Annotated in this window: 20 protein-coding genes; 5 read left to right on the plus strand and 15 right to left on the minus strand. The window is 71.5% G+C overall.

The features are described 5' to 3' along the window. Nucleotides 1-314: 314 nt before the first annotated feature. From ACZ6N8_RS04185 to pdxH, 7 genes are all read right to left on the minus strand, one after another. Nucleotides 315-1,085 carry a DUF4230 domain-containing protein gene (locus tag ACZ6N8_RS04185; protein ID WP_364368894.1) on the minus strand — a complete coding sequence of 257 codons (771 nt, stop codon included), beginning with the start codon at nucleotides 1,083-1,085 and terminating at the stop codon, nucleotides 315-317. 99 nt (nucleotides 1,086-1,184) lie between these two features. After that, entirely contained in the window at nucleotides 1,185-2,348 is a 1,164-nt protein-coding gene (locus tag ACZ6N8_RS04190) for an acyl-CoA dehydrogenase family protein (protein WP_466007423.1), read from the minus strand. A gap of 44 nt (nucleotides 2,349-2,392) precedes the next feature. Next, the gene (locus ACZ6N8_RS04195) at nucleotides 2,393-2,698 is read right to left on the minus strand and encodes a type II toxin-antitoxin system VapB family antitoxin (protein ID WP_007454850.1); all 306 of its coding nucleotides are present in this window, start codon (nucleotides 2,696-2,698) and stop codon (nucleotides 2,393-2,395) included. Between the two features lie 187 nt (nucleotides 2,699-2,885). After that, nucleotides 2,886-3,488: a nitroreductase family protein gene (locus ACZ6N8_RS04200; protein ID WP_466007424.1), complete on the minus strand. Its 603-nt coding sequence runs from the start codon at nucleotides 3,486-3,488 to the stop codon at nucleotides 2,886-2,888. Further along, nucleotides 3,488-4,417 (minus strand): aldose 1-epimerase family protein, encoded by a 930-nt coding sequence (locus tag ACZ6N8_RS04205; RefSeq protein WP_466007426.1) that lies wholly within the window; start codon nucleotides 4,415-4,417, stop codon nucleotides 3,488-3,490. The genes ACZ6N8_RS04200 and ACZ6N8_RS04205 overlap by 1 nt, the downstream gene beginning before the upstream one ends. Nucleotides 4,418-4,435: 18 nt before the next feature. Continuing rightward, nucleotides 4,436-5,734, minus strand: coding sequence for an MFS transporter (locus ACZ6N8_RS04210; protein WP_466008286.1), 1,299 nt, complete (start codon nucleotides 5,732-5,734; stop codon nucleotides 4,436-4,438). After that, nucleotides 5,731-6,357, minus strand: a complete 627-nt coding sequence (gene pdxH / locus ACZ6N8_RS04215; protein WP_466008288.1) for a pyridoxamine 5'-phosphate oxidase — start codon at nucleotides 6,355-6,357, stop codon at nucleotides 5,731-5,733. Before pdxH ends, ACZ6N8_RS04210 begins: the two co-directional genes overlap by 4 nt. Nucleotides 6,358-6,638: 281 nt before the next feature. Here pdxH and ACZ6N8_RS04220 point away from each other — a divergent pair, with 281 nt between their 5' ends. The 3 genes from ACZ6N8_RS04220 to sepH all read left to right on the plus strand — a co-directional run bounded on the left by ACZ6N8_RS04220 (nucleotide 6,639) and on the right by sepH (nucleotide 10,341). After that, nucleotides 6,639-7,745 carry a citrate synthase 2 gene (locus ACZ6N8_RS04220; protein WP_466007428.1) on the plus strand — a complete coding sequence of 369 codons (1,107 nt, stop codon included), beginning with the start codon at nucleotides 6,639-6,641 and terminating at the stop codon, nucleotides 7,743-7,745. A gap of 194 nt (nucleotides 7,746-7,939) precedes the next feature. Continuing rightward, nucleotides 7,940-9,067 (plus strand): phosphoserine transaminase, encoded by a 1,128-nt coding sequence (serC, locus tag ACZ6N8_RS04225; RefSeq protein WP_466007429.1) that lies wholly within the window; start codon nucleotides 7,940-7,942, stop codon nucleotides 9,065-9,067. A 185-nt stretch (nucleotides 9,068-9,252) separates the two neighbouring features. Then, the gene (sepH, locus tag ACZ6N8_RS04230; protein WP_466007431.1) at nucleotides 9,253-10,341 is read left to right on the plus strand and encodes a septation protein SepH; all 1,089 of its coding nucleotides are present in this window, start codon (nucleotides 9,253-9,255) and stop codon (nucleotides 10,339-10,341) included. A 71-nt stretch (nucleotides 10,342-10,412) separates the two neighbouring features. On the opposite strand, the gene ACZ6N8_RS04235 is transcribed toward sepH, so the two are convergent. Continuing rightward, nucleotides 10,413-11,252, minus strand: a complete 840-nt coding sequence (locus ACZ6N8_RS04235) for an alpha/beta fold hydrolase (RefSeq protein WP_466007432.1) — start codon at nucleotides 11,250-11,252, stop codon at nucleotides 10,413-10,415. Nucleotides 11,253-11,266: 14 nt separating this feature from the next. Then, a complete protein-coding gene (locus ACZ6N8_RS04240) occupies nucleotides 11,267-11,932 on the minus strand; it encodes a DUF4097 family beta strand repeat-containing protein (protein ID WP_466007434.1) in 666 nt (221 codons plus the stop codon). 237 nt (nucleotides 11,933-12,169) lie between these two features. On the opposite strand from ACZ6N8_RS04240, the gene ACZ6N8_RS04245 reads away from it, so the two are divergent. Then, nucleotides 12,170-12,910 (plus strand): helix-turn-helix domain-containing protein, encoded by a 741-nt coding sequence (locus ACZ6N8_RS04245; protein ID WP_466007435.1) that lies wholly within the window; start codon nucleotides 12,170-12,172, stop codon nucleotides 12,908-12,910. Here the strand turns inward: ACZ6N8_RS04245 and thpR are convergent. The 5 genes from thpR to ACZ6N8_RS04270 form a co-directional block, all read right to left on the minus strand. Then, nucleotides 12,880-13,458 (minus strand): RNA 2',3'-cyclic phosphodiesterase, encoded by a 579-nt coding sequence (gene thpR / locus ACZ6N8_RS04250; RefSeq protein WP_466007437.1) that lies wholly within the window; start codon nucleotides 13,456-13,458, stop codon nucleotides 12,880-12,882. The genes ACZ6N8_RS04245 and thpR overlap by 31 nt on opposite strands. A 5-nt stretch (nucleotides 13,459-13,463) precedes the next feature. Beyond that, entirely contained in the window at nucleotides 13,464-13,973 is a 510-nt protein-coding gene (locus ACZ6N8_RS04255; RefSeq protein WP_466007439.1) for a hypothetical protein, read from the minus strand. An 80-nt stretch (nucleotides 13,974-14,053) separates the two neighbouring features. Then, complete coding sequence (locus ACZ6N8_RS04260; protein ID WP_387116092.1) at nucleotides 14,054-15,337, minus strand: MFS transporter; 1,284 nt, start codon at nucleotides 15,335-15,337, stop codon at nucleotides 14,054-14,056. Nucleotides 15,338-15,407: 70 nt separating this feature from the next. Then, the gene (locus ACZ6N8_RS04265) at nucleotides 15,408-15,857 is read right to left on the minus strand and encodes a MarR family winged helix-turn-helix transcriptional regulator (protein ID WP_208760915.1); all 450 of its coding nucleotides are present in this window, start codon (nucleotides 15,855-15,857) and stop codon (nucleotides 15,408-15,410) included. Nucleotides 15,858-15,972: 115 nt separating this feature from the next. Next, nucleotides 15,973-17,451 (minus strand): NCS2 family permease, encoded by a 1,479-nt coding sequence (locus tag ACZ6N8_RS04270; protein ID WP_466008289.1) that lies wholly within the window; start codon nucleotides 17,449-17,451, stop codon nucleotides 15,973-15,975. An 88-nt stretch (nucleotides 17,452-17,539) separates the two neighbouring features. Between ACZ6N8_RS04270 and ACZ6N8_RS04275 the strand changes: the two genes are divergently transcribed. Continuing rightward, nucleotides 17,540-17,785 (plus strand): DUF2530 domain-containing protein, encoded by a 246-nt coding sequence (locus ACZ6N8_RS04275; RefSeq protein WP_139584040.1) that lies wholly within the window; start codon nucleotides 17,540-17,542, stop codon nucleotides 17,783-17,785. 17 nt (nucleotides 17,786-17,802) lie between these two features. Here the strand turns inward: ACZ6N8_RS04275 and ACZ6N8_RS04280 are convergent, their stop codons facing one another. Next, entirely contained in the window at nucleotides 17,803-18,642 is an 840-nt protein-coding gene (locus ACZ6N8_RS04280) for a DUF3027 domain-containing protein (RefSeq protein ID WP_466007442.1), read from the minus strand. Nucleotides 18,643-18,669: the final 27 nt, after the last annotated feature.

The raw sequence follows: 18,669 nt of genomic DNA on the forward strand, positions 1-18,669 counted from the left end.
CGGACGCGGGACGCCGGGCGCGCGGGACGCCGGGCGCGCGGGACGCCGGGCGCGCGGGACGCCGGGCGCGCGGGACGCCGGGCGCGCGGGACGCCGGGCGCGCGGGACGCCGGGCGCCGGGCGCCGAGTGCCGGGCGCCGAGGGCGCGGAGTCACCAGGCGCGGCGCGCCGGGCGCTGGGCGCGGCGCGCACTGAGCACCGGAGGCGCGCACCTTGCGCCGAGGCGCGGGACATGCCGGCGGCTCGCACGGAATCGCCCGCCCCGACGGATTTCGGGGCGGGCGATTCGGTGTTGCGCGGTAGAGGCGCGCGGGTCAGGGGGCCGTGTACGTGACCGTGATCTGCTGGTAGCCCAGGGAGCGCAGCAGCCCCTCCAGCATCTTGCGGGTGTTCTCCTCGGCGCGGGCGGAGAGACCGCTGTCCCGGGCGGCGGCGGTGATCCGTTCCTCGGCGAGCTGGTAGACCTGCTGCTGCCGGTTGGGGTCGTTGCCGACCAGGTCACCGAGCCGGTTGAGCAGACCGCGCTGCTCGGCGAAGACGTAGCTCTTCTCCAGGTCGAGGTTGGTCTCGCCGAGCTGCGGCGCGGGCAGCTTGATCTCGACCGACTTGCCGTCCGCGGACTGGACGACGGCACCCTCACCGATCTTGGTGAAGTCGACGTACGCCTCGACGCTGCCGGCTCCGACGAACAGGGTGCGCTCGTTGAGCAGGAAGTCCGGAACGTTGCGGCGGTCGTTCTGCGTGTCGACCACGACCTGGAAGTTGCCCTCGGCGGCCACGTAGCGGCTGAGGTCCTGGATCGACTTCAGCAGCGGGGGTTGGCTGCGGTCGGTCTGCTCCTTGGCGAACGGGTTACGGAAGTCGGGCAGGAAGCCTGTCACCTGGACGCCGAGCAGCACGACCACGGCAAGCGCGGCGGCGCCCAGCAGAAGCAGCAGGCCCCGGGCCGCCCCACCGCCCCCGGAGCCGCCAGGTGTGTCGGTGGTTGGTTCGGGTGTCGCGCTCGACCGCTCCTTGAGATCGTCCGCGGTCGGGTAACCGGGGAACTCCTTCGTGGGCTCGTTGATGCCACCGTCGCGGGCCATCACGCTCACCGTCCTCGTCAGACACGTCGTCTGTCAATGACGGTACGGCCCCCGTACGACAGCCGCGCGGCGAGCGGCCGGAAAGCACAAACGGGCAGGTCAGGCGAAGGCGGAGAGCCCGGTGAGCCGCTGTCCCACGACGAGCTGGTGGATCTCCGAGGTGCCCTCGTAGGTCAGCACGCTCTCCAGGTTGTTGGCGTGGCGCATCACCGGGTACTCCCCGGAGACGCCGTTGGCGCCGAGGATGGTCCGGCACTGCCGGGCGATGGCCAGGGCCTCGCGTACGTTGTTCAGCTTGCCCACGCTCACCTGGTCGGGGCGGAGCCGGCCGGCGTCGGCGAGGCGGCCCAGGTGCAGCGCGAGCAGTTGTCCCTTGACCAGTTCGACTGCCATGTCGGCGAGCTTGGCCTGGGTGAGCTGGAACCCGGCGATCGGGCGGCCGAACTGGGTGCGGGTAGTGGCGTACGCCAGGGTGGTCTCCATGCAGTCCCGGGCGGCGCCGAGGGAGCCCCAGACGATGCCGTACCGGGCTTCGGTGAGGCAGCTCAGCGGGGCCTTGAGCCCGGCGGCCTCGGGCAGTTGGGCGTCGGCCGGGAGCCGGACGTCGTCGAGCACGATCTCGCCGGTCACCGACGCGCGCAGCGACATCTTGCGGTGGATCTCGCGGGCCGTGACGCCGGGCGTGTCCATGGGTACGGCGAATCCCCGCACGCCAGAGTCGGTGCGCGCCCAGATCACCGCGACGTCGGCGATAGGCGCGTTGGTGATCCACATCTTGCCGCCGTTGAGCAGCCAGTCGTCGCCGTCGCGGCGGGCGCGGGTGTTCATGGAGGCGGGGTCGGAGCCGTGGTCCGGCTCGGTCAGGCCGAAGCAGCCGATCGCCTCACCTGTCGCCATCGACGGCAGCCAGCGTTGCTTCTGCTCCTCGCTGCCGTAGCGCCAGATGGCGTACATGGCGAGTGAGCCCTGCACGGAGACCAGCGAGCGGAGGCCGGAGTCGCCGGCCTCCAGCTCCTGGCAGGCCAGTCCGTACGCGACGGCGGAGGCGCCGGCGCAGCCGTAGCCGGTGAGGTGCATGCCGAGCAGCCCGAGTTTGCCGAATTCGCGGGCCAGCTCGCGGGCCGGCACGCGGCCGTCCTCGTACCAGTCGGCGACGTGCGGGCGGACCAGGTCGTCGACGAGGTGGCGGACGACGTCGCGGATCTGCCGCTCCTCGTCGGTGAGCGACGGGTCCAGGTCGAGCAGGTCCAGCGCAGCGGTCATGGACGCCACCTTAACGAAGGCTCAGCGCGGGAAAGAAGGGCTCGTCACTCGATCGGCTCGGAGAGCACGAGCACCCGGGCGTGGATCTGGTTGCGCTGCTGGAGGGCGGCGCGCAGCGCCCGGTGCAGCCCGTCCTCCAGGTAGAGGCCGCCGTTCCACTGCACCACGTGCGGGAAGAGGTCGCCATAGAAGGTGGAATCCTCGGCGAGGAGCTTGTCGAGCGCCAGCTCGCGCTTGGTGGTGATCAACTGGTCCAGGCGCAGCGGACGCGGCGGAATCTCCGCCCACTGCTTGAGCGTCAGATTGTGCTCCGGATAGGGACGCCCGTCCCGGACCGCTCTGAAGATCACGACGGCACGCTCCCCTCCCCGTGGCCGGGCCGACCGACGGCGCCGAGCCGGGCCGCGGCGGGCACCGCGCGGCGCGGCACCGATGACCGTGCCAGCCTAGCCGCCCGGTGCACGTTGCGTTCTGCTCCCTGATGTCAGTTTCGCTATCGGTCGTCCGATCCTCAACCGGACGAACGGGACATCTGGTTCAGCTCCACCGGCCCCGCCGCACCACCTCGTCCACTCCGCGACGTCCGCGACGCAACGACGGTGACCGATGGTCGGGGGCGCGGTAACCGATTGTGATGGCACCGACGGGTTGGTACTCCTCCGGCACGCCGAACGCGTCCCGGTAGGCGGCCAGTCGCTGCGGCGGCATGCCGAAGAAGCACGCCCCCAACCCCTCGTCCACCGCGGTGAGCAACATCAGCAGCGCGGCGAAGCCGGTGTCGACATGCCAGTACGGCACCGGCCAGCGGTCGGTCGACTGGTCCGTCCAGCCCTTGTCCGGCTCGGCGTACCGCCGTAGGTAGGCCGACGCGTTGGCGTGCGGCACCACGATCAGTGGCGCCCGGCGCATCCCGGCCAGCCACCGCTCCCGGCCGCCGCCGTCCGGCGTGGTCGCGGCCCAGAACCGGTCCCGGTCGGCGGCCTCCTCCAGCACGAGGAAACCCCAGCCCTGCGCGAACCCGGCCGACGGGGCGCGGATCGCGTGGTCGAGCAGCCGGTCGACCACGCCGGGCGGGACCTGGCGGTCCGGGTCGTAGTTACGCACCATCCGCCGTCGGCGGACGACCTCGGCGAACTCCATCAGGCGCCGGGGCGGATGCCCCAGGCACCCCGCCAGGTCCTGCCCGGCTTGAGCGTGAGCACGTCCTTGCCCGACCGGAACGCGTCCGGCGGGCAGGTCATCGGCTCGATCGCCACCGAGCGGCGGTGCCGCTCACCGGTGAGGGCGTCCCCGGTGAACACCTGCCACCAGCCGAACTCGGCGTCCGCCCAGATGCGCACGCCCGCCGAGCCGTCCGGGGCGGCGAGGCTCACCGAGGAGCCGCCGTCCGCGTCGCGGATCACCCCGCCGAAGCAGAGGTCCAGCTCCGCGCCGCCGATCCGGCGTGGGCTCGTCCAGTCGTACTGGGTGCCGGCCACCGGGCTCGCCCCCACCGGCAGCAGCCGACCGTCCACCAGCACACGGGTACGGGCGGGCAGGCGCATGACCAGGTCGTCCACGGCGACGCCGGGCAGTTGCAGGTACGGGTGCACGGAGAACCCGAACGGCGCCAACTCGGCACCGGTGTTGGTCACCTCGTGCTCGGCGCGCAGCCCGTCCGCGTCGACGCTCCACCGGCTGCGCAGCCGCAGCGGCCACTCGTAGCCGGGCTGCGGCGGCAGGTCGTAGCCGATGGTCACGGCGTCCTCCGACTGCTCCAACAGCTGCCACGGCACCCAGTTGACCAGGCCGTGGATGGCGACGTGCCGTTCCGGCTCGGTCAGCGCCAGCCGGTGCGTCTGTCCGCCGAACTGGTAGCGGCCGTCGCGGATCCGGTTCGGCCACGGTGCCAGCACCTGCCCGGCACAGCCGGGGCAGACCTCGTCGGTCCGGTACCCGTCGACCAGGTCGACGCCGTCGTGCCGGTACGTCCGCAGCCCGCCGCCCACCTCCACGATGACGGCCTCGTGGCCGGCGGCGGAGATGGTCCACTGTGCGCCGGAGAACGGGCGCTGGTCGGGGCTTTCCATGCCGGCGACCCTAACCGGTCAGGTGCGCTCACCGCTCGACGCGGTAGCGGCCCGGTACCGCAGCAGCGCCGGGAACGCGACAGCCAGCACCACCACGAGGACCGCCGAGGCGAGACCGCCGGCGACCCAGGCGACGCCGCCACCGAAACCGGCGGCCATGGTGCCGGCCCGCAGGTCACCCAGGCGCGGGCCACCCGCCACCACCACCGTGTTGACGCCCTGGAGTCGACCGCGCATCCGGTCCGGCGCGTACACCAGCAGCATGGACTGCCGAAGCACCGCGCTGATCAGGTCGGCGGCGCCGGCCACGGCGAGCAGGGCGACCATCAGCCAGAGCTGCTGGGCCAACCCGGCGGCGGCGACGGCGAGACCCCAACCGACCACTGCGAGAACCAGGCCGAGCCCCTGGCGGCGCAGCCTGCCGATCCAGCCGGAAGTCAACCCGCCGAGCATCGAGCCGATCGCGATGGCGCTGTAGAGCAGGCCCACCGACCCTCCGCCGCCGAACCGTTCGTTGGCGATCTCCGGGAAGAGCGCCCTCGGCATGGCCAGGATCATCGCGATGAGGTCCACCGCGAAGGAGAGCAGCAGCACCGGCGTGGTGGCCAGGTACCGGAATCCGTCGACCACGCTGGCCAGGCCGGCGCGGCGGGCCTGGCCGTCGTCGGTCGGCTCGGGCGGCAGCGCGGGCAGGCGCAGCGCGGCCCAGAGCATCGCGGTGAACAGCACGGCGTCCACCCCGTACGCGATCGGCAGCACCACAGAGGTGTCCGGCGAGGCGGAGAGGATCAGGCCGGCGGCCAGCGGGCCGGCGACCGAGGCCGCGGTGAAGGTCGTGTAGTTCAGGGTGGTGGCCGACGCCACCAGGTCCTCCGGGACCAGCCGGGGCAGCATGGCGCTGCGGGCCGGCGAGGTGATCGCGAACGCCACCGACTGCAACGCCATGAGCGCCAGCAGCAGCACCGGACTGCCCACGTCCAACACCGCCTGGAGCAGCAGCCCGAGAGTGGATGCCCAGAGCAACAATGAGCCACCGAGCAGCACCGCACGGCGGTCGCGGGCGTCGGCGACCGCACCGCCCCACAACCCGAAGATCAGCAGGGGTACGAAGGCCGCCACGCCCAGCAGACCCACCCAGAACGAGTCCCGGGTCAGCGCGTACATCTCCACCGGGACCGCGACAGCGGTGAACTGGAAGCCGAACATCGCCACGGTGTTGCCGAGCCACAACCGCCGGTACGCCGGGACGCGCAGCGGACGGACGTCGATCGCCCAGCGGCGCGCTCCGCGCGGCCGGGTCTCCTGCACGCCTGTCACGGGGCCAGCCGCTCGACGGTCCACGCACCCTCGTCGAGGTGGCGGAAGCGCAGCCGGTCGTGCAGCCGACCGGCCCGGCCCTGCCAGAACTCCACCGAGTCGGGGCGGACCCGCAGCCCACCCCAGTGCGGAGGGGTCGGAATGTCGTCGTCGGCGTACCGCTCGGCGACCTCCCGGTAGTGCTCCTCAAGTGCGGCCCGGTCCGGCACCACCTGCGACTGGGGGCTGGCCCAGGCGCCCAGTTGCGAGCCGCGCGGACGGCTCGCGAAGTACGCGTCGGTCTCGGCCCGGTCGACAGGGGCGATCCGTCCGGTGACGACCACCTGCCGCTGCATCGCGAACCAGGGAAAGACCAGGCTGGCGTACGGGTTGGCGCTCGCCTCGACACCCTTGCGGGAGAGGTGGTTGGTGAAGAAGACGAAACCGCTCGGGTCGTACCCCTTGAGCAGCACCGTCCGTCCACTCGGCCGGCCGTCGGCGTCGGCGGTGCCCACCACCATGGCGTTGGGCTCGGGCAGCCCGAAGGCCACCGCGTCGGCGAACCAGCTGCCGAACTGGGTGTGCCAGTCGGCGGCCAGGTCAGCTTCGGTCAGGCCCAGGTCCGCCGCGTACTCGTTACGCATGGCGGCCGGGGCGGGTGTGTCACCCGTCACGTCCCCACTCCTTCTCGACGGCCTCGCCGACGCCCTCCCGCGCTGACCAGCCCGCACCGCCCCCAGTCTCACCGAGCCGCGCGGAGAATGCGCGTCCTGAGATGTCGTGTGCAGCACAGTGACGGTGGGTCGCGTATCCGGTTACCGAGCGGGCAAGATGTTCCGAACACATCCCTGAGGGTCGCCTGAGGCGCCCGGCCGATCGGGCCGGATGAGCGATCGGGCGCACCGACCAGATCCAGGAGAGTGACATGGCCGACTTCAAACCCGGACTGGAGGGCGTCGTCGCCTTCGAGACCGAGATCGCCGAACCTGACCGCGAGGGTGGCGCGCTGCGCTACCGCGGGGTCGACATCGAGGATCTGATCGGCCAGGTTTCGTTCGGGAACGTGTGGGCGCTGCTTGTCGACGGTCGGTTCGGGCCGGGCCTGCCGCCCGCGGAGCCGTTCCCGGTGCCTGTGCACTCCGGCGACATCCGGGTCGACGTGCAGTCGGCGGTCGCCATGCTGGCACCGTACTGGGGGCTCAGCCAGCTGCTGGACATCTCCGACGAGCAGGCCCGCGAGGACCTCGCCCGCGTCTCGGTGACCGCGCTCTCCTTCGTCGCGCAGTCCGCCCGGGGCCTCGGGCTGCCGGCGGTGCCGCAGAAGGAGATCGACAAGGCGCAGACCGTCGTCGAGCGGTTCATGAAGCGCTGGCGCGGCGAGCCCGACCCGCGGCACGTCAAGGCCGTCGACGCGTACTTCATCTCGGCCGCCGAGCACGGCCTGAACGCCTCCACCTTCACCGCCCGCATCGTCGCCTCCACCGGGGCGGACGCGGCGGCCTGCATCTCGTCGGGCATCGGCGCCCTCTCCGGCCCGCTGCACGGCGGCGCCCCGTCGCGGGTGCTCAGCATGCTGGAGGCGGTGGAGCGCAGCGGCGACGCCGAGGGCTACGTCAAGGGCGTCCTGGACCGCGGCGAGCGCCTGATGGGCTTCGGCCACCGGGTCTACCGCGCCGAGGACCCGCGCGCCCGCGTGCTGCGGCGCACCGCCAAGGAGCTGGGCGCGCCGCGCTTCGAGATCGCCGAGGCGCTGGAGAAGGCGGCCCTGGCCGAGTTGCAGGCCCGCCGCCCGGACCGGGTGCTGGCCACCAACGTCGAGTTCTGGTCGGCGGTCGTGCTCGACTTCGCCGAGGTACCGGCGCACATGTTCACCTCGATGTTCACCTGCGCCCGGATGGGCGGCTGGAGCGCGCACATCCTGGAGCAGAAGCGCCTTCAGCGGCTGGTCCGCCCGTCCGCCAGGTACGTCGGTCCGGAAACCCGCAAGCCGTCCGACGTCGAGGGCTGGGCCGCCATCCCGCACGGCGTCTGATCCGTCCGACCTGGGCCCTTCCGGCACGCCTGGCGTGTGGGAGGGGGCCCCGGGTCGCGTCCAGCGCCGGATGTGGCGAACGACTCACGCCCGCCCTCGGGGGCCCGGCTTGAACCGATGGGTCCGGGTGCGAGGATGAGGGCCGGCAGTGTCGCCGGGCCCGCCCTCGCCCTTGCGGAAGGATCTTCAAGACCGTGGCTGACGCACCGACCATCCGGATTCCCGATGAGATCAAGCCCGCCGACGGCCGTTTCGGCTGCGGCCCGTCCAAGGTCCGTCCGGCGGCCGTGTCCGCACTCGCCGAGGTCGCCACGAGCTACCTGGGCACCTCACACCGGCAGAAGACGGTCCGCGACCAGGTGGCGCGGCTGCGCTCCGGCATCGCCGAGTTCTTCTCGCTGCCCGAGGGCTACGAGGTCGTGATCGGCAACGGCGGCACCACCGCGTTCTGGGAGGTCGCCACCTTCGGCCTGATCCGCGACCGGGCGCAGTTCGCCAGCTTCGGCGAGTTCGGCGCCAAGTTCGCCAAGTCGGTCTCCGACGCGCCGTTCCTGGGGCAGCCGACCGTCCGCAAGGCGGACGCGGGCAGCGCCCCGGCCCTGGTCGCCGAATCCGGTGTCGACGCGTACGCGACGCCGCAGAACGAGACCTCGACAGGTGTCGCGGTGCCGATCAGCCGGGTGGCCGGCGCGGACGAGGGCGCGCTGCTGCTCGTCGACGCCACCTCGGGCGCCGGCGGCCTGGAGGTGAACGTCGGCGACACCGACGTCTACTACTTCGCGCCGCAGAAGTGCTTCGGCTCCGACGGCGGTCTCTGGCTGGCCCTGATGTCGCCTGCCGCACTGGACCGGGCCGCCGAGATCAAGGCGTCCGGGCGGTACATTCCGGCGTTCCTCGACCTGGTCACCGCGATCGACAACTCGCGGTTGGAGCAGACGTACAACACCCCGGCGTTGGCGACCATCTTCCTGGCCGCCGAGCAGACCGACTGGATGAACGCGCAGGGCGGCCTGGCCTGGGCGGCCAAGCGCACCGCGGAGAGCGCCGCGACGGTGTACGGCTGGGCGGAGCGGTCCACGGTGGCCACCCCGTTCGTCACCGACCCGGCGCTGCGGTCCAACGTGGTCGCCACCATCGACTTCGCCGACGGGGTGGACGCCACCGCGATCGCGAAGGCGCTGCGCGCCAACGGCATCGTGGACACCGAGCCGTACCGCAAGCTGGGCCGCAACCAGCTGCGGGTGGCGCTCTTCCCGGCCGTCGAGCCGGCCGACGTCGAGGCGTTGACCGCGTCCATCGACTACGTGGTCGAGCGCCTCTGAGCTTCGTCACGGTCGGTGTCCGTGGAGGCCTCCACGGACACCGACCGTGATCATCGTTGCAGCTCAGTCGCGACATGCGGGGTGTCGCTTCCCCCACCCCGAGACAGATGCGCGTACGGTGGTCCGAGACGCCTGGGTGGCCGACTCGTGGCGTGCGGCCAACGAAGCGGGACGGAGGCAACGCTATGCGCCCAGTACGCTTCGTCGCCCTCTCCGAGGACGGCCATGCCCTGGTTCTCGCCGACGAGGTCGGGCGGCTGCTCGCACTGCCGATCGACGAACGGATCGCCGGCGCGTTGCACGCCGAGCCGGGCGCGCCGCCGCTCCCGGCCGCGCCGACTACCGTCGACCCGGTTCCGTCGCTGTCCCCTCGGGACATCCAGGCCCGCATCCGCTCCGGCGAGTCCGCCGAGGACGTCGCCCGGATCGCCGGGGTGCCCGTCGACCGGGTGCTGCGCTACGCCGGCCCGGTTCTCCAGGAACGCGCGATGCTCGCCCAGCACGCCCGCCGTACCCGGCTCAGGGGTGCGGAGAAGCCCACCCCGCTCGCCGAGGTGGTCAACGGCCGGCTCAGCCAGCACGGCATCGACACTGAGAAGATCTCCTGGGACGCGTACCGGCGCGACGACGGCACCTGGCGGATCATCGCCACCTGGCCGTCGGGCAAGGCCACCGCCCAGGCCATCTGGGATCTCGACAAGACCCGGCAGGCGGTCACCCCGCACGACGACATGGCGCAGTATCTGTGCGCCGAGCGGCCCACGCCGATCCTCGGCCAGGAGCCGGCGCCGGAGCGGGGTGGGCACGCCCTGCCCGGTCCGTCGCGGGGCGAGCCGAGCCGTGGTGGTCACGGGCTTCCGGCGGCGTCGGAACACCCGCGCCCCGGCCGGGATCCGATCCGTGCCGGCCGGGACGCCCTGCTCGCCTCACTGGACCGTCCGCTCGGCGCCTCGTCGGGTCGCGGGTTGGAGCCGCGTACGCCGGCTGCCCTCGCCGGTTCGGACGCTCCCCGGCAGCGGCCGGTCGGTGGCGGTGCGGCGGCGCTGCTCGGCGGCGGCCAGGGTTCGGCCTTCGACGACGATTCGGACGCGCCCAAGGAGGTGCCGGCCGTGCCGTCGCTTGCGGTCCTGCGGCCGCGTCGGACCGGCACCGCGGCGGCTGCCGCAGGCAGCGGTGGCGAGTCCACAGATTCCAACGGCAAGCCGCGTAAGCGGCTGCCGAGCTGGGACGACGTGCTCTTTGGCAGTGGCCCCGCCGCGCGTGAGTCCTCCTGACGCTTCGCGTTGACGGGTGGCGGTTCGCCACCCGTCAGCGCGAGGCACGCGGCGCGTCCGCTGCCCGATCTTCACCGACTGCTTGTGGTGTCGTCGGCGCCCCTGCGGTCGAGGTCCGCGACCTCGCGTACGGCTTCGGCGATCGCCCGGAAGTCCTTCTTGAGGATCGCTCCGTGGTTGCTTGTCACCTTCGCGCCGATCCGGATGTGCTGGTTGCGGGTGGTCACCGCGTCGAGGCTGGTGCGGATCCGCTCCTGCTCGTCACCGCGACTGCCGAGGGACGTCCCGGAGGCGACGACGTACCGCACCGGAACGGTGATGGCGTCCAGCACCGGGCCCAGCTCGCGCTCGCGGGACAACCTGCCCAGCTCGATGTTGCTGTCCGCCATCTGCTCGGCGTTCATCCGTGGGGTCAGGCCGGTCGGGCGCAGCAGCGGCATGAACAGGTTCATCCGCCGGAACAGCTTGCGGATGCGCTGCTCCATGGCGTCGTCGAGCCAGTCGTACGGGAAGGCGCCGTCGACCAGGACCGCGCCCATGGCGCGGGCCGGGTTCCGGCGGACCCAGTGCGCCCCGACGACGGCCCCGTAGGACCAGCCCACGAGCACCGCCCGGTCCACTCCCCTGGCCGCGAGGACGGCGTCGACGTCCCGGACTGCCGCTTCGAAGGAGTAGTCCGTCGAACGCTTCGACGTCCTGCCGCGCGCCCGCTCGTCGTAGGTGATGTGCCGCCACCCCGCCCCCAGGTCGGCGACGACCCGCCGCCAGTAGCGCTGGGTGGAGAACTGACCGTTGAGGTAGAGCACCGGGATGCCGGGGCCTCCGGTGTCGGTGACGGCCAGGGCTGTGTCGTCGACAGCCACGAGGCCCGTCCACGTCGAGCGGGTCGAGGGCGCGTTGTTCGTCGTCATGTCATCAGTCCTGTTCAGAGGCTACGAGCGGTGATGTCACCGAGGGAGGTGGTGGCGCGGATGTCGAGGTCGGCGGCGCCGTCGTTCCGCAGGGCGTTGCTGACGCGGCCGTGGCCGGTGCCGGCGTCCAGGGCCGCCGAGACGCCGACGGCGGCGGCGACCGAGATGTCGCCGGACTGGGTACGGAGCACGACTGTGCCGCGCGTGGCCTCGGCGATGGTGATGTCGCCCCGGGTGGTGCTGATGTCCGCGGAACCGTTGAGCCGGCCGACGTGGACGTCACCGTCGATCGCGGTGAGGTGGACGCTCGCGGCCTCGTCGATCTTGATTCGGCGGTACGCCCCGTCGAAGGCGACGTCACCGAGGCGTCCGACGCCACGGATTTCGGCGCTGGCGGTGCGGGCCTCGACGCGGGAGCTGGCGGGCAGTTGGACGGTGACCTCGACGGCTCCCGAGGGGCCGAGGAGCTTGTTGGCGGGCTTCGCTGTGGTGATCCGCAGGACGCCGTCGGCGTAGGTGACGGTGGTCTGCTCGGCGGTCGTGACGTCGCGGCGCCGGTGGGGGTCGGCGGGCAGCACCTCGACGGTGGTGTCGACGCGGTCCGCGGCGATGAACTGGATGCGTCCGGCGGGAACGTCCAGGACTGCGGAGATCGGGGTGGGGGTCTCGAAGGTCTGCATCGTGCTCTCCCAAGCTCGTTCGCTGTTTCCGATACGGGAAAAGCTACGTTGCTTTCTAAATACCGGCAACGGGATCGTTGCGCTGAGTTCGCGTATTCCCAGCTAGGAAGATTGAAGTCATTGCAATGGATCAGAAACTAATGCAACGACAGCCAGCTTCGGCGTTGCAATGGATAGTGGGTGAACGCTACGGTGGGGACGTCAGGAACGTCGTACGGGACCACCGAGGAGATCGCGATGCCGGGAGGCAGGCTCACCCAGCAGGAGCGCCAGCAGATCGCGCTGGGGCTGGCCGACAGCCAGCCGTACGCGGAGATCGCCCGCCGCCTCGACCGTCCCACCTCGACAGTCACCCGGGAGGTGATGCGCAACGGCGGCCCCACCGGCTACCGGGCCGACCTGGCCCACCTCGCCACGGAACGCCGCACCCGTCGACGCGGGCCCGCCGCCACCCGGGCGGTCGAGTCGGTCCCGCCGCCGCACGGGCGCGACGCGCGAGCCGTCGCCGAGTACGAGGAGACATTCACCACCGTGCTCATGTCCTCGGGCCTGAACAGGATGGCGTCCCGGGTGCTGACCTGCCTGTTCACAAGCGACGCGGGCAGCTGCACCGCATCCGAGCTCGCTCGACGCCTCCAGGTCAGCCCGGCGTCGATCTCCAAGGCGATCACGTTCCTGGAGAGCCAGAGCCTCGTCCGCCGGGAACGCGACGAACGCCGCCGCGACCGCTACGTCGTCGACGACGAGCTCTTCTACCAGGCGACGATCGCCAGCGCCCGGGCCAACGACCAGCTCGTCGCGACCGCACGCCAGGGCGTGGCGCTCCTCGGCCCGGACAGCCCCGCCGCCGCCCGCCTGGAGAACATCGCCCGCTTCCTCGACTTCATCAGCGAAAGCGTCATCCGCGCCGCCGAACAGGCCCGCCAGGTCCTGCACACCAGCCCGGGTCAGAGCGGCCAGGCGGCGAGCCGGTCGTAGCGCGGTCGAGGGCCGAGGTGGCTGCGCACCAGCAGCAGCTCGGTCGCCGACCAGTCCGGCCCCTGGTAAGCGTCCAGAGTGGCCACGTCGGCGTCGAGGTCCGCCGGGGTCATCCGGTCGCCGGGGCGGGCGATGGTCAGGTGCGGCCGGAACGGCTTGTCGTCGTACGGCAGGCGGGCCTCGCGCAATCGGGACCGGATCAGCCGGGCCAGGTCGCGCAGCACCTCGACGTCGCCGCGCAGATCCACCCAGAGCACCGTGGACCGGTCCCGGCCGAACCGGCCGCCGCCGCCGAGGCTCAACCGGGGTACGGCGTACCGACCGTCGTGGAACCACTCGGCGGCCAGCCCGAGCGCGCTCTCCACCTCGACCAGCCGGGCGGCCTCGACCACGCCGAGGAACGCCAGGGTCAGGTGCAGGTGGGCGGGGTCGGCGAGCCGTACGTTGACGCCGGAGGCGGTCGCCGCTCCGACCCGCAGCCGGGCGACCTGCGCCCCGAGATGGTTGACCGCCTCGACGGGCGGACAGACCGCGACGAAGAGCCGCACACCGTCTAGTGGTGCCGTTGCCGGTGCCCCGCCCGGGCCGCCGGCAGGGTCAGACCGGCGGCGTGCAGCACGCCCTCGACCCGTACCCGCTCGATCTCCTGGTCGACACCCTCCAACTCGGCGAGGTGTTCGGTGATGCCCAGGGCGCGGCACGCCAGTCGCAGCCGGTCGTCGTACGCCTGGAGCACCGCGCCGTGCCACACCATGGACCGGCCCGTCCCGCCGAGCCGCTGGCCGGCGAGGCGGCGCAGGTCGGCGGCGAGGTGCTCGAGAGGTCGCCTGTCGGCCCTGTCGAACTCGCTGAGGTCGATGTCCCGGGTCAACGCGTCGGCTTCGATGGCCCGGTCGAGGCGGGCGATCGTGCGTTTCTCCCGTCTACGCTCACGCCACTCCGACCAGCCGCAGACCACCCGGTCGAGGATCTCGTCGTAGCAGAAGAGCAGCGCGAAAGCCGCCGGGAGGCTGGCCACGGCGAGGAACGCCAGGGCCAGCATCAGCGCGCGTCCGACTCCCACGTATCGACGCTAAGCCCCCTCGTGCCGCCTCGCCAGCGATTTGGCCGCATCCGCGCCATCCGCTCATCAAGACGGGCGCGTCAGCAGTCGGTGGAGGTGACGTAGAAGCGGGGCATCGGCAACACCCGGAAACGCAGCCGGGCACCGGAGCGGCGCAGCTGCCAGGTGAGCGCGATCAGGGCTGCGGCCAGCGAGATGAGGCCGCCCATCCAGATGCTGGCACCGGCGCCGAAGCGCTCCGCGACCCAGCCGATCAACGGCGCGCCGACCGGGTTGGTGCCCAGGAACACCAGCACCCACAGCGCCATCACCCGTCCCCGGAACGCCGCGTCCACGCCCAGCTGGACCCGCTGGTTGGCGGCCTGGGCGAAGAAGACCATGAAGAACCCGGTCGGCACGAGCAGCGCCACAACCAGCCAGTACGTCCCGGCGAAGCCGACCAGGGTGCCGAAGCTGGCGCAGGCGATCGCGGCGCCGAGCACGAGCCAGACCGACGGCCGGCTACGCCTACCGGTGCCGCTGAGCGCACCACCGAGCGCACCGACGGCCAGGGCGGTGCTGAACAGGCCGAAGGAGGCCGCACCGGTGTGGAAGACCGTCTTGGCCAGCGCGGCGAGGGTGAGCTGGAAGTTGAACAACGACATGCCGATCACCGACATGACAGCCATCGGCAGCAGCAGGTCCGGCCGACGCCACACGTACCGCAGGCCGTCGACCACCTTCGCGGACGCCCGCTCGTCGCGCGGCAGCAGGGCGTCGCGGTGCAGTTCGGCCGTCCGCATCCGTACGACGTTGACCAGCGGCGCGACCGAGCTGAGGGCCGTGAAGAGGAAGACCGGGCCCACGTCGAACGCGGCGATGGCCAGGCCGGCGACGGCCGGGCCGACGATCCGGGCCGAGTTGAACACGGCGGCGTTGAGCGACAGCGCGTTGGGCAGCAGGGGCGTACCGACCAGCTCGGAGACGAACGCCTGGCGGACCGGGGTCTCCACAGCGTTTGCCGTGCCGAGCAGCGCGGCGAACGCGAAGACGTGCCAGAGCTGCACCAGGTCGGTGAGGACCAGCACGGACATGCCCAGGGCCAGCACGGTCCAGAAGGCGTTCGCGGCGAAGAGCAGCACCCGCTTGTCGTACCTGTCGGCGAGCCGGCCGGAGAAGAGCGTGAGCAGCAGCACCGGGGTGAACTGACACGCGGTGACCACGCCGAGCGCGGTCGCCGAGTTGTCGGAGAGGTCGAGGACGAGCCAGTCCTGGGCGATGAACATCATCCAGACACCGATCAGTTTGATCAGTTGCCCGGTGGCGAAGAGCCGGTAGTTGCGGACCTGTAGGGACTGGAACATCGTGCTCAGCTTGGCCTGCACTCTTGGTGCGCCTCCTCGGACGTACGCGTCATCGACAGGTGACGGCACGGCCCGGTGGCGCGGGCGTGGCTCAGGCGCGAGCGAGCTGCTGGAGAATCTGGGCGGCCCTGTGCAGGGTCTCCCGTTCGTCTTCGTCGAGCGCGGCCAGCCGGTGGGCCAGCCACTCGTCGCGGGCCCGCTCGAACTGGTCGAGCACGGCCTGCCCTCCTTCGGTAGCCGCGAGGATGACCTGCCGGCCGTCGGTCGGATGGGGTGTCCGCCGCACGAGGCCGCGGTCCTCCAACTTCCCGACGATCTTGGTCATCGTCGGTGGCTGCACCCGCTCGACGTCGGCAAGCTCCCGGGGCGTCATGGCGCCCGCCAGCCGCAGGCTGGTGAGCGCGGAGACCTGGGTGACCGTGAGGTCGCCGACCGGTCGGGCCTGGCGGACCCGCCGGTTGAGTCGGGTGATCGCATCACGCAACTGGGGAGCCAGCTGCGCCGGTGGCACGCGTTCCGCCGTCACCGTCCGCTCCATCACGTTAGTTAGCTTAACTAATGAGCATGGCTAACGACATCCGTTATGACCAGGCTCACGAGGATGTTTGTGCACTTCCGGGCGGGGAATCCACCTCGATTCCCCGCCCGGACGCACGTCAGAGCACCAGGGACTCGATGGGCCCGCGCAGGAAGTACAGCACGAACAGAGCGGCCACCCCGTACAGCAGCGGGTGGATTTCCCGGGCCTTGCCCCGGGCAAGTTTGACCACCACGAAGGTGATCAGACCGGCGCCGATCCCGTTCGAGATCGAGTAGGTGAACGGCATCAGCACGATGGTGAGGAACGCCGGGATGGCGATCTCGTAGTCGGACCAGTCGATCGTCCGTACCGCAGTCATCATCAGGAACCCGACCACCACGAGCGCCGTCGAGGCCGCCTCGAACGGCACGATCACCACGAGCGGCGCCAGGAACATCGCCAGCAGGAAGAGCGCGCCGGTGACCAGGTTGGCCACCCCGGTCCGCGCACCCTCCGCGACACCCGCGGCGCTTTCGATGTACGACGTGTTGCTGGAGGTGCTTGCCGCACCGCCGGCCGCCGCGGCGATCGAGTCGACGAGCAGGATCTCCTTGGCCTTCGGCGGGGTGCCCTTCTCGTCGAGCAGGCCACCCTCCTGACCGACCGCCACCATCGTGCCCATGGTGTCGAAGAAGTCCGTGATCAACAGGGTGAAGACGAACATCAGCACGACCAGCCAGCCGGCGCGACCCCACGAGTCGAGCACGTTGAACTTGCCGAGCAGCGACAGGTCCGGCAGGTCAACGACGGTCTTCGGCAACTCCGGCACGTTCAGCGACCAACCCTTCGGGTTGGGCTTACCGTCGACGAACGACGGCCCGATGTTGCCGACGGCCTCCACGATCACCGCCAGCACCGTCGACGCGAGGATGCCGATCAGGATCGCGCCCTTCACCCGGCGCACCACAAGCACCAGAGTGATCAAGAGGCCCACCACGAAGACGAGCATCGGCCAGCTCACCAGCTTGCCGCCGATACCCAGGCCCACCGGGACCGTGGTGTTGGCGGCATCCGGGATCCGGCGGACGAAGCCGGCGTCCACCAGACCGATGATGGTCAGGAAGAGACCGATTCCAACCCCGATCGCGGTCTTCATCTGGGTGGGCACCGAGCGGAACACGGCGGTCCGCAGACCGGTCAGCACCAGCACCGCGATGATCACACCTTCGATCACCACCAGGCCCATCGCGTCGGCCCAGGTCATCTCCGGCGCGATCTCGTACGCCACCAGGGCGTTGACGCCCAGACCGGCGGCGAGCGCCAGCGGGAACCGGCCGACAACCCCCATCAGGATCGTCATCAGGCCGGCGACCAGCGCCGTCGCGGCGGCCAGCGCGGGAATCGGGAGGGTCTTGCCGTCCCCGTCGACGGCCCCACCGAGGATCAGCGGGTTGAGCACCACGATGTACGCCATCGTGAAGAAGGTCGCCAGGCCACCGCGTACCTCACGGCTCATCGTCGAGCCGCGGGCGGAGATCTCGAAGAACCTGTCGAAACCGTTACGCGGGTGAGCGGGGTCGGGGGTTGTGCCGTTCTCGGGCGGCGCTACTGCCATCGGGTCCTCGCAGGTGATCTTCCGGATGTCGCGCGCATCGTCCCAGATCACCGGCGGGCAGGGGAAGTGGATCGCGTACGCTTGCCCGATGCCGAACGAGCAGCCGCCGCGGCCCGCGCCACTCGACCCGCCGATGGTGCCGTTCGCTGTCGCCGGGCTGATCGCCTGGGCGGTGGCCGGGCTCGTCCTGTTGATCTTCTTCCGGGGCTGGCTGACCGACAACGGTCACGAGAACTGGCTCTGGACCTGCCTCGCCGGGTTCCTCTGGGGTTTCCCCGGCCTCGCCGTGATGCTGCGACACGACGCCAACCGGCGCCGCCGCCGCGCGAGCTGACCCGCGGGCGCGAACCGTCAGGGGTGCCCGTACGGCTCCGCCGGCTCGGCAGCCTCCACCGACCCCGGCGCGCGGCTCACCGACATGGCCTCCACGGCGCTGTCGTCGTACACCGTGGGAAGTTCCTCGACGGCGGTCTCGACCGCCTCGATCAGCGTCTCGGAGTGGGCGCCGCACCCGTGGTCGGCGCTGACCACCCGGCCGTCGTCGGGGGCGTAGAAGTTGCCACACGCGCCGAAGGCCTGCCGCATCGCGCCCGCCAACGGCAGGTAGAAGCCGCAGGTGCCGCATCGGGCGGCTGCCGGCGCGGCCGTGGAGATCGCGGCGGACGGGCCGTGCTCACCGTCGTACCAGCGCTGCGCCGCCTCGATCCGGCCCTCCCGGGAGAGCACCCGCGCACGCCCCAGGCCCAACTCCCAGGCTGTCTCCTCGACCGCCGGGTCGTCGGAGAGCAGGTAGCCGGGGACCAGCCGGTCGTCGTCCGGCGGCGTCGGCAGCAGGTCACCCGGACCGAGGTCGCCCGGCTTGAGACGCTCCTGCCAGGGCAGCCAGCCGGGCGCGAGCAGCGCGTCCGAGCCGGGCAGCAGCACCGTCTCGCAGATCGTCACGGTCTTGCTGCGCGGCACCCGGGTGACGGTGACCGCCCACCGCCAGCCGCGGTAACCGGCGAGCCGACATTCGAAGTAGTGGGTGACCAGCCGATCGCCCTCGGCAACGACCTGCAGGTGGTCGCCGACGTCGTCGGCGTCGACCTCGGTGATGCCGGCACGAGCCACCTCGACGGCGGCGGCGCAGACCTGGTCGAGACGAGCGGCACGGGTGGAGGCGGGCCTGGTCACCCGACCATTGTTCCCCATGCCACCCGCAGGGGTGACAGGGACTCC

Source organism: Micromonospora sp. NPDC047521 (assembly GCF_055587305.1).

What these genes read in the sequence shown, in the direction of transcription:
- ACZ6N8_RS04185 (WP_364368894.1), bottom strand. Translation starts at nt 1,085, where the DNA reads ATGGCCCGCGACGGTGGCATCAACGAGCCCACGAAGGAGTTCCCCGGT.
- ACZ6N8_RS04190 (WP_466007423.1), bottom strand. Translation starts at nt 2,348, where the DNA reads ATGACCGCTGCGCTGGACCTGCTCGACCTGGACCCGTCGCTCACCGAC.
- ACZ6N8_RS04200 (WP_466007424.1), bottom strand. Translation starts at nt 3,488, where the DNA reads ATGGAGTTCGCCGAGGTCGTCCGCCGACGGCGGATGGTGCGTAACTAC.
- ACZ6N8_RS04205 (WP_466007426.1), bottom strand. Translation starts at nt 4,417, where the DNA reads ATGGAAAGCCCCGACCAGCGCCCGTTCTCCGGCGCACAGTGGACCATC.
- pdxH (WP_466008288.1), bottom strand. Translation starts at nt 6,357, where the DNA reads ATGCGTAACGAGTACGCGGCGGACCTGGGCCTGACCGAAGCTGACCTG.
- ACZ6N8_RS04220 (WP_466007428.1), top strand. Translation starts at nt 6,639, where the DNA reads ATGGCCGACTTCAAACCCGGACTGGAGGGCGTCGTCGCCTTCGAGACC.
- sepH (WP_466007431.1), top strand. Translation starts at nt 9,253, where the DNA reads ATGCGCCCAGTACGCTTCGTCGCCCTCTCCGAGGACGGCCATGCCCTG.
- ACZ6N8_RS04235 (WP_466007432.1), bottom strand. Translation starts at nt 11,252, where the DNA reads ATGACGACGAACAACGCGCCCTCGACCCGCTCGACGTGGACGGGCCTC.
- ACZ6N8_RS04240 (WP_466007434.1), bottom strand. Translation starts at nt 11,932, where the DNA reads ATGCAGACCTTCGAGACCCCCACCCCGATCTCCGCAGTCCTGGACGTT.
- ACZ6N8_RS04245 (WP_466007435.1), top strand. Translation starts at nt 12,170, where the DNA reads ATGCCGGGAGGCAGGCTCACCCAGCAGGAGCGCCAGCAGATCGCGCTG.
- ACZ6N8_RS04270 (WP_466008289.1), bottom strand. Translation starts at nt 17,451, where the DNA reads ATGGCAGTAGCGCCGCCCGAGAACGGCACAACCCCCGACCCCGCTCAC.
- ACZ6N8_RS04275 (WP_139584040.1), top strand. Translation starts at nt 17,540, where the DNA reads ATGCCGAACGAGCAGCCGCCGCGGCCCGCGCCACTCGACCCGCCGATG.
- ACZ6N8_RS04280 (WP_466007442.1), bottom strand. Translation starts at nt 18,642, where the DNA reads ATGGGGAACAATGGTCGGGTGACCAGGCCCGCCTCCACCCGTGCCGCT.